The sequence below is a fragment of the Actinophytocola sp. genome (assembly GCF_035942955.1).
Lineage (GTDB): Bacteria > Actinomycetota > Actinomycetes > Mycobacteriales > Pseudonocardiaceae > DASYTH01.
On record NZ_DASZCQ010000316.1, the window covers coordinates 59,892 to 67,244 of the forward strand.

Sequence of the window (7,353 nt, forward strand, 5' to 3'; positions counted from 1 at the left end):
GTCTCTCAGTACCGTGCGGCCGCGATCAGCGCGGTGGTCTCGACCGGCAGGTCGGCGCTGCGCTCGATGTACAGGCCGGCCCGGGTGAGCAGCGCGCGCAGGTGCTCGAGCGAGCGGTGCCGGCCGCCGGTGGTCATCAGCAGGTGCAGGTCCCACAGCGCGGGCAGCACGGTGGAGTTCTCCTCCACCACCAAGCGGTCCAGCAGCAACAGCCGCGAGGACGCGTCGGCCATCCCGCGCCGGATGTGCTCGAACAGCCCGACGACGGCGTCGTCGGAGTGTCCGGCAAGGACCCGGCAGAGCAGGTACACGTCGCCGCCGGCCGGCACGCCGCTGAACATGTCGCCGCCGACCACCTCGACCCGATCCGCGCCGACCGTGGCGGCCAGGTGCGCCCTGGCCACTGGGGCGACGTGCTCGCGATCCATCAGCACGCCCCGGGCGTCCGGAACCGACGACAGGATCGCCGCCAGCAGCGCACCGTTTCCGCCACCCAGGTCGACCACGGTCTTGCCGCTGAAGTCGAACACGTCCGGCACGTACTCGAAGAACAGGTTGCCGGCCTTCATGGCCCCCTGGAACCGGGCGGAGGTGTCCGGGTCGCGGCCGAGATAGCTGTACAGCGGCTGCCCGTAGGCCAGCTCGAACCCGGAGCTCACCGTCGTGATCGCCTCGTGCGCGTGGGCCCAGGCGGCGTAGAACTCCTCGCCGTAGAGCAGGCACATGTCCCGCATGGACTCCGGCCCGTCCAGTAGCGCGGTGCTCACCGGCGTGTTGCGGTAGCCGGTGTCCGGGGTGCCCGCGAACACGCCCATGGCCACCAGCAGCCGCATCAGCCGGTGGATGCCGTCCTCCTTGGCGCCGGTGGCCGAGGCCAGATCGGCGTCGGTGGTGCGGCCGGCCGCGATGTGGTCGGGCAGCTCCAGCTTGACCGCGGTGTACAGGGCCTGCGCGCGCCAGCCGCCGGTGATCAGCTCGACCACCTGGCGGGCGGCGTCCAGGTCGCGGGTCACGTCGGCACCCCGGCCCGCTTGATCACCGGGATCTCGATGCCGAGCGCGCGCATCTGGTTGTAGGGGTTCATGAACTCCCGCTGCTCCACGATCTTGCCGTCGCGCAGCAGGAACGAGTGGATGAAGTGGTTCTGGTAGTACCCGGGCGGGTAGTCCGGGAAGAGGATCTTGCCCTTGCCGTCGCACTCCACCCAGAACCGGTTCGGGTCCTGGGTCTCGAAGATCTCGACGTTGTACCAGACCCAATCCGGGAAGATCCGCAGCGACCACTCGCCGTGCGCCTTGAGCTTGTCCCGCCCGCGGGAGACGACCGGGTCCACCGTGTCGGCGGTGTACAGGCCGCCGCTGCCGTCCTCGGTGAACAGTTGGTATCGGGTAAGGCGCCCCTCCCCCTGCCGGCTCATGTAATCCTCGACCACGGCTCGATGACGGCGCCGCAGCTCCACATTGTCGTCGAATGCCATTTGTCAGACCTCGTGTTCTTGGGGCTCAAGCCACCCTGTCACATCTCCAACGATGGAAAGTCCACGCTCGGTCGGGCTAGCCTAGAGCGATGCGAGACTACGTCGTGGCCGACGTCTTCACGGATGCGGTTCTGCAGGGCAACCCGGTGGCCGTCTTCCTTGACGCGGAAGGCATTCCGGCCGAACGCATGCAGCGCATCGCGCGGGAGATGAACCTGTCGGAGACCACGTTCGTGCTCCCGCCAACCGACGGCGGGGACGTCAAGGTCAGAATCTTCACGCCGGTGAACGAGCTGCCGTTCGCCGGCCATCCGACACTGGGAACGGCGATCGTGCTCGGCGAGTCGGGCGGGCTCGATCGAATATCCCTCGAAACGCACATGGGTGTCATTCCGTTCGAGTTCCAGCGGGTCGACGGCCGGATAGCGTCCGCCCGCATGCGCCAACCGATTCCCACCTGGGGCCCGTACGAGCGGGCCGACGACCTGCTCGCCGCGCTCGGCCTCGAGTCGTCCGTCCTGCCGGTCGAGGTGTACCGCAACGGCCCGCGGCACGTCTACGTCGGCCTCCCCACCGTCGAAGCCCTGTCCGCCGTGCGCCCCGATCTCCTTGCCCTGGCGACACATCCGGACATGGCCGCCAACTGCTTCGCCGGCTCCGGCGCCCAGTGGCGGATGCGCATGTTCTCGCCGGCCTACGGCGTCGCCGAGGACGCCGGCACGGGCTCCGCCGCCGGCCCGCTGGCCTTGCACCTGGCCCGGCACGGCCAGATCCCGTTCGGCCAGGAGATCGAGATCCGCCAAGGAGTCGAGATGGGCCGCACCTGCCTCATGCTCGCCCGAGCCGCCGGCACCCCCGACCACATCGACGCCATCGAAGTCGGCGGCTCCGCCGTCATCGCCGCCCGCGGCACACTGTTCGTCTAGCGCCGTGACCGAACCATGATCCAGCCGGAGCCATTGCGCGGCCTCAGCGAGTGGTCCCGGGCCGAACTCGGCAAAACCCGAGCCATTCGTGGTTGCGAAGCTGTGGTTGCGCGCTCGCAGCGCGCGCGGCGCAGCCACAGCCGCTCCACGACGATCCGGTCGGAAAGCCGTGCCGCTGCAGGCCTCTCCCCAATCACCACCGCGGGGCGAGATCGCTGCCCACGGCACGTTCTACGTGTGAGCTTCCGGCGACGCGCCACAGGCGGTGCTCCGGACGAGCCCACACTGGCCGGTAAGTCGCGGATCGGAGTGTCGGAAGGTGGGTCGTTCCCGCACCGCGATCTTTGCTCGGCGACGTGACCGGACGCCGTGTCACACGGGTCAGGGCTGCAGCCGAACCGTGGTCCAGCCGGAGCCGTTGCGGTCGTAGCGGAGGCGGCGGTAGAGGCGGTCCGGGCTACTTTGCCAGAACTCCAGTGTGGACGGTACGAGGTGGTACGCCACCCAGGTCCGCGGGCGGGGTAGGGGCTGGCCGGATTCGGCGAGCCGGGTGGCCTCGGCGAGCAGGGCGGCCTCGTCGGTGAGCGGCTGGCTTTGCCGGGTGGCCACCGACATCGGCAGGGCGGCGGGCGCGCGGGCGGCCCAGAGCGCGTCGGCTTCGGAGTCGGGGAGTTGCTCGATCCGGCCGGTGAGGATGATCTGCTGGTTGGTTTCCCGCCAGTAGAGTACGCCCGAGCCCCAGCCGGTTGCGGCGATCTCCCGGCCCTTCTGGCTGACGGTGTGGCTGGTGAACACCAGGCCCCGGTCGGTAAGCGTGCTGGTCTGGATCATGCGGGTGGACGGGCGGCCGTCGGCGGCCACGGTGGCCAGCGCGACCGCGCCGGGCTCGCGCACGCCATTGTCCACGGCGCGATCGAACCAGTCGCGCAGCAGCGCGATCGGGTCGGCCGGGGGATGGTGGAACTCGGTCCCGATCGTCACCTGGGACGTGTTCAAACCCATGGTTCAGCCCTCCGAATGGATGCCCTCGACGAGGGCCTGGACGTCGAACCGCTCGAGCTGGGTCGGCGGGTAGCCGATCAGCTCGGCGGCGTGCGGCGGCAGCGGCTGGTCGGGAACGACGGACTCCCACACCAGCACCGCGCCCCACCGGTTGGTCGCCCGGTCGGCGATCCAGAACTTCACCCGCAGGCCCCGGACCGCGGCCCAGGCCTGCGCGCCCCCGTCGCGCAGGTGCTCCCGCAGCGAGTCGATGGTCTGCTCCGAATTGGACAGATCCCACCACGCGATCGTCGCCCTCATAGGCCGAGCACCTCCGCCATGTGCCGAGCGAAGATCCGCGGCCCGTCCTGGGTGAGCACCGACTCGGCGTGGAACTGCATGGAGGCGAAGTGCGGGCCGCGCAGCGCGTGCACCTCGCCGGTCTCGGGGTCCCGGCTGATCTCGACCGTTCCCACGCTGGGGTGCTGCAGGACGTCCTCCTGGCTGCGCGCGGCGAACGTGTTGTAGAACCCGACGAGCTCCCGCTCGCCGAATAGGTCGATCTTGCGCTGCGCGCCCTGGTTGACCACCCGGCAGCGGGCCACGTCAAGACCGAGCAGCCGGCTGAGCACCTGATGGCTCAGGCACACCGCGAGGAACGGCCGGCGCTGCGCCAGCAGGGCGATGATCGCCTTGTACAGGTGGGCGATTCGCGGGTCGCCGAAGTCGCGCGGGTCGCCGGGGCCAGGGCCCATCACGACCAGATCCTGATCGTCCCATGTGTACTCTTCGTCGAACCGCCGCACGGTGACCACGAGGCCGAGCGAGCGGAGCTGGTGTCCGATCATCGCGGTGAACGTGTCCTCGGCGTCCACCACCAGCACGCGCCGCCCGACAAGCTCCGGAACCGGGCGCGGCTGCCGGCCGGCAAGCCAGTACGCGGCCAGCGCGTGCGTGCGCCGGTCGAGCGCGGCCCGGACCTCCGGATGGTCGGCGAGCCGCTCCGGCGGGTTGACCTCGAGCGCGGCCAGCAGCCCGGCCACCTTGGCCCTCGTCTCGGCCACCTCGGTGTCCGGATCGGAGTGCCGGACCAGCGTGGCGCCCACCCCGATGCGCAGCCCGCCGGCGGCGTCGATCTCCGCGGTGCGGATCAGGATCGCCGAGTCCAGGCTGCGGTCCCCGTGCTGGTCCCGGCCGATCAGAGCGATCACGCCGCTGTAGTAGCCGCGGCCGCCCGGCTCGTACCGCCTGATCACCCGGCAGGCGCTCTCCAGCGGGCTGCCGGTCACCGTCGGGGCGAACATCGTGCCGGCCAGGATCTCCCGCGGGTCCCGTGTGGACCGTCCCTCGATGTAGTACTCGGTGTGCGCCAGACGGGCCATCTCCTTGAGGAACGGGCCGACGACGCGCCCTCCGGTGTCGCAGATGCGGGCCATCATCTTCAGTTCCTCGTCGACGACCATGTGCAGCTCGTCGGTCTCCTTGCCGTCGCCGAGGAACTCGATCACGCCGTCCAGCGTCGGGCCGGTCGGCGGGTACCGGTACGTGCCGCTGATCGGGTTCATCACCGCGATGCCCGCGTCCAGGCTGACGTGCCGTTCCGGGGTGGCACCGACGAACGTGCGGGCGCCGGTGTGCACGATGAACGTCCAGTACGCGCCGGACTCCCGCTCGCACAGCCGGCGGAAGAAGGTCAGCGCGCTCGCGATGTCGTAGTCGGCGATGTCGGCCTGGAACGTCCGCTTGATCACGAAGTTCGCGCCCGCCCCGGTGCCGATCTCGCCGGTGACGATCCGCCGGACGGTGTCGGCGTAGCGCGCGTCGTCGACGTCGAACCGCCCGCCCACCAACCGGGTCGGCCGGGTCGTGATCCGGCCGAGCACCTCGGTGACGGGCAGCTCGGCCTGCTCGACGACCCGCATCGCGATCAGCGGCGCACCGTCGTCCACGCAGTCGAAGCCGCGCTCGGCGATCTGCCGGTACGGCACGATCACCAGCATCTCCTTGCCCGGCCCGGAGCTCTCGGCGAGCGGCACGTCGGCCAAACTGTCCGGTGTGGACACCTCACCGACCAGGACGTCGATCCGGTCCGGCCCGTTGGCGTTTGGCCGGTACAGCAACGCGAACGGCGGTGGCTGCGGGACGAGCACCCGGTCCAGCAGGTCCGCCCGCCCGGTCATGCCAGCACCTCCTTCGTGCTGAGCACCACCGCGCACCGCTGCGCCGCGTACTCCACCGCCATCCGGTGGTGCTCGGCGGAGAAGTCGGCTATCGCGTCGGCGACGAGGAACGGCTGGATGTCATTGGTGTAGGCGTCCACCGCGGTCACCAACACGCCGACGTGGGCGTACACCCCGCAGATGATCAGCTGGTCCCGGCCGTGCTCGCGCATCCTGGCCAGCAGGTCGGAGCGGAAGAACGCGCTGTACCGCCATTTGGTGAACATCCAGTCGTCCGGCCCCGGTGTCAGCGGCTCGACCACCTCCCGGTCCGCCTGGTCCACCCGCATCCCCGGCCCCCAGAAGTCGGCAAGCAGGCCGCGCTGCTCTCTGGTCATCCCGCCGGGCTGCGCCGTGTACCCGACCGGCACGCCCAGCTCCCGGCAGCGGTCCCGCAGCGCGACGGCGTTGCGCACCAACGGTTCCCGGAGGTCGTCGGGCAGCGGCCGCAGGAAGAACCGCTGCATGTCGTGGATCAGCAGCACGGCCCGATCCGGTTCGGCGACCCACCGGGCGACGTTGTCGGGCAGCTCACCCGGCGTCGGCAGCGGGTACGACCGGATCGCGGGAATACCCGCCATAGTGATCCTCCTCGAAGGAATTCCTGAAGCGTCCGCACGGCAACCTCAGGCCCGCGGTCGGGCCGATCCGGTCCGTCGCTATGACGCGCCGAGATCCTCGGCCATCAGGTTCCTGGCGAGTCTGCGCCTCCGGTCGGCGTCCCGGCTCCCGTGCCCCTGCCGCGGGAGGCTGACGGCGAAATTGGTCACCCCTGCCCACTCCGGCTTCGATCGCGTTCTGCTTGAATCCCTGATCGGACGGTGACCGGATCCGCTGGGGCGGCACTGGAGAATCGGTCGAGCACGTCCTGCGCTCGCGCTTGATTGCCCTGGTTATCGGGCGTCAGCCGGAGTTTCGCCAGCCGTCTCGGCGGCGAGCATGCGCAGCACGCCCATCGGGCCGGCGCCGGCCGCGGCGCGCTGCCTGCGGGCGCCGGTGCCCGCGGCGTCGAGGGTGGCGATCCCTTGGCGTACCGCGGAAAGGTCGCCGGTCTCGGCCAGCGCCGGGGTGAGGTGCTCGATCAGCTCGGCCACCAGCCGGCGGGCCGGCATCCGTCGCTTATGGACGGGATGGACCGCGGGTCCGTCCAGCCCGTACCGGGCGGCGGTCCAGAGCGCGGCGGCCGCGAGCTGGTCACCCAGGGCCGGCGCCTCCCGGCCGCGGGCCAGGTCGGCGAGCGCGGTGCGGACCAGCGCGCGGGACAGCGCCGCCTGCAGCGCGGCCTCCGCGACGCTGATCACCGAGTCGGCCACCCGGAGCTCGACCGTTGGCAGGTGCGGCGAGGGCCGGGCGAGCCAGAACGTCATGTGGTCGTCGATCAGCGCGCCGCACTCGACGAGCTGGGCGACCTGCCGGTCGTAGGCGTCCGCCGAGGCGAACCGGGGCGGGACGCCGGCGCCGGGGAACCGGGACTGGTCGATCATCCGCCAGCTGGCGTACCCGGTGTCGGCACCGTGCCGGAACGGCGAGTTGGCCGACAGCGCGAGCAGCGCCGGCAACCACGGCCGCAGGTGGTTGACCACGGCCACAGCGGTGTCCCGATCCGGCACGCCGACGTGCACGTGTAGGCCGCACACGTGGTAGTCGCCGACCACACCGGCGTACTCGCCGGCGATCCGGCTGAACCGCGCGCCGGGACTGGTCGTGGCGCCCGGCCCGCCGAGCACCGGCGACCCGGTGGCGACCAGCC

Annotated in this window: 8 protein-coding genes; 1 reads left to right on the forward strand and 7 read right to left on the reverse strand. The window is 70.9% G+C overall.

Translation table 11 applies throughout. The features are described from left to right. Positions 1-5: 5 nt before the first annotated feature. Both VGX25_RS31560 and VGX25_RS31565 read right to left on the reverse strand, forming a co-directional pair. A complete protein-coding gene (locus tag VGX25_RS31560; protein WP_326921611.1) occupies positions 6-1,013 on the reverse strand; it encodes a methyltransferase in 1,008 nt (335 codons plus the stop codon). Further along, positions 1,010-1,477, reverse strand: a complete 468-nt coding sequence (locus VGX25_RS31565) for a PhzA/PhzB family protein (RefSeq protein WP_326921612.1) — start codon at positions 1,475-1,477, stop codon at positions 1,010-1,012. Before VGX25_RS31565 ends, VGX25_RS31560 begins: the two co-directional genes overlap by 4 nt. Positions 1,478-1,566: 89 nt before the next feature. On the opposite strand from VGX25_RS31565, the gene VGX25_RS31570 reads away from it, so the two are divergent. After that, positions 1,567-2,403 carry a PhzF family phenazine biosynthesis protein gene (locus VGX25_RS31570; RefSeq protein WP_326921613.1) on the forward strand — a complete coding sequence of 279 codons (837 nt, stop codon included), beginning with the start codon at positions 1,567-1,569 and terminating at the stop codon, positions 2,401-2,403. Positions 2,404-2,784: 381 nt separating this feature from the next. Here the strand turns inward: VGX25_RS31570 and phzG are convergent, their stop codons facing one another. The 5 genes from phzG to VGX25_RS31595 all read right to left on the reverse strand — a co-directional run. Then, positions 2,785-3,384 (reverse strand): phenazine biosynthesis FMN-dependent oxidase PhzG, encoded by a 600-nt coding sequence (phzG, locus tag VGX25_RS31575; RefSeq protein WP_326921614.1) that lies wholly within the window; start codon positions 3,382-3,384, stop codon positions 2,785-2,787. Between the two features lie 24 nt (positions 3,385-3,408). Then, entirely contained in the window at positions 3,409-3,705 is a 297-nt protein-coding gene (locus VGX25_RS31580) for a hypothetical protein (RefSeq protein WP_326921615.1), read from the reverse strand. Further along, complete coding sequence (locus tag VGX25_RS31585; RefSeq protein ID WP_326921616.1) at positions 3,702-5,564, reverse strand: anthranilate synthase family protein; 1,863 nt, start codon at positions 5,562-5,564, stop codon at positions 3,702-3,704. Before VGX25_RS31585 ends, VGX25_RS31580 begins: the two co-directional genes overlap by 4 nt. After that, the gene (locus VGX25_RS31590; RefSeq protein WP_326921617.1) at positions 5,561-6,184 is read right to left on the reverse strand and encodes an isochorismatase family protein; all 624 of its coding nucleotides are present in this window, start codon (positions 6,182-6,184) and stop codon (positions 5,561-5,563) included. The genes VGX25_RS31585 and VGX25_RS31590 overlap by 4 nt, the downstream gene beginning before the upstream one ends. 312 nt (positions 6,185-6,496) lie before the next feature. Further along, positions 6,497-7,353: carboxylate-amine ligase (locus VGX25_RS31595; RefSeq protein ID WP_326921618.1), on the reverse strand; the 857-nt coding region annotated here is incomplete at its 5' end.